Below are 1,624 nucleotides of genomic sequence, written 5' to 3' on the forward strand. Positions count from 1 at the left end.
GGGGCGGGGACGCGACGGGGGCGTAAGCCGTGACGGCCGCGGCGGGCTCGACGTCGCCTCGGTCACGCGGCTCCGGGAGCGAGGCGCGGACGGGACCGGTCCGGCCCTGGAGCTCACGACCGACCCAGCGCTCGGGGCCGAACCCCACGACGGTCGCCCACACCGGCAGCAGGAACCACGCGAGGACCGTCATCCCGCCGCCGTAGCCGAACGCCCTGTTCACCCGGTGCACCGCCAGGATGAGCGCGATCCAGCCGGCGAGCGGGATGACGAACAGCACGACGAGCCAGCCCGACAGTCCGCCCAGACGCAGGAGCACGACGAAGTTGAGGATCGGCACCCAGGCCTTCCAGGCCTGCTCGCCGCACTTGCGGAAGACGGCTGAGAGCGCGATGGCGGTCCAGACATAGACGAGCAGCGCAACCAGCAGCGACGTCGTCACGACGGCGACGGCGTTCCACGAATCGAGATCGGTCATGGCGATGTGTGCGCGCGCTGAGAGGTGCGGCGCTTCTCCCTTTCGGCGGTGTGCTCCCGGCGAGTGGTCGGGGGCGCGACGTGGCGGACGAACGATCTCAACGATACGGTCGCGAGGATCCGGCGCCACCAGCCGTGCTCGCCGGCGAGGCGGCGGCGCTCGGCGTCGACGATGCGCCAGAACTCCGCCGCGTCGTCGGAGGTCGCGGTGAGGCCCGAGAAGACCGCGCGATCGGCGTGCTCTGCCAGCAGCATCCCCGGCTCCGTGCCGTAGTGCTCCGCGACCTCTGTGCGGGTCAGCGCGCGGGGCGCACCCCGCCCCGCATCGACGGCCGCGTCCACGAACTCGTCCCAGCCGCCCGCGATGCGCGCCTGCGGGCTGCCTGCGTCACGGCGCTCGCGGCGACGCAGCACCTTGGCTGCCGCGATGGCCAGGAACGGGCCGAAGGCGAGCAGTGCGATTCCCAGCGCGATGCCGCTGACGCGCAGTGCCGGCAGCAGCCACGCCAGGTCGATGCCGGGCGCTGACGGGTCGGCGTCGGCGCCGGAGTCCTCCTGCACGGGATCCGGCGGGAGCACCTCGTCGACGGACTCGGGGCGGACCTCCGTGACGTTCTCGGGGTCGCGCTGCTCGGCGATCTCCAGGCTGGGCGAGATCTCGTGCTGCGGAGTCACGTCGATCGGCACCCAGCGGCCGGCCGCGTCCTGGACCTCGGTCCACGCTGCCAGATCCTGAGCACGGCAGACGCCGCTCTCGCATGTCGGCAGAGTCGGGTCGGCGGAGGCGAGACGCGCGCCCAGCACGACGCGCGCAGGAAAGCCGAGTTCACCCGCGATGAGCGCGACGGCCACCGCGAACTGCTCGTCGTCTCCGACCGCGGCGACATAGTTGCCCGACTCCTCGGCACGCGGATCCGTCTCGCGCTCCAGCAGGCGCGAGAAGAGCGCGCCGATCCGGGCAAGCGAGTGCCCCGATGCGCTCGGCTGAAAGGTGTAGCCCGCCATGTCCTGCGCCCACTGCGGGGCCACGGCGCCTCGTGTGAGCCCGTGGCTGACGTAGCCGCGCTCACGCAGCAGAGCGACCAGCGCCTCGAGTGCGGCGCCGTCCGCGCCGACGCGATGGCGCTGCACCCACGTCGTGAGACTC

2 protein-coding genes are annotated in these 1,624 nt (G+C 72.7%); both read right to left on the reverse strand.

The features are described 5' to 3' along the window. A partial coding sequence (locus WBP48_RS13415; RefSeq protein WP_424441232.1) for a DUF5684 domain-containing protein occupies window positions 1-478 on the reverse strand: 478 nt, incomplete at its 3' end. Then, the coding region (locus tag WBP48_RS13420; RefSeq protein WP_424441234.1) for a transglutaminase domain-containing protein at window positions 475-1,624 on the reverse strand (1,150 nt) is incomplete at its 5' end. The genes WBP48_RS13420 and WBP48_RS13415, both read right to left, overlap by 4 nt.

Source organism: Microbacterium sp., from assembly GCF_049661145.1.
Classification (GTDB): Bacteria; Actinomycetota; Actinomycetes; order Actinomycetales; family Microbacteriaceae; genus Microbacterium.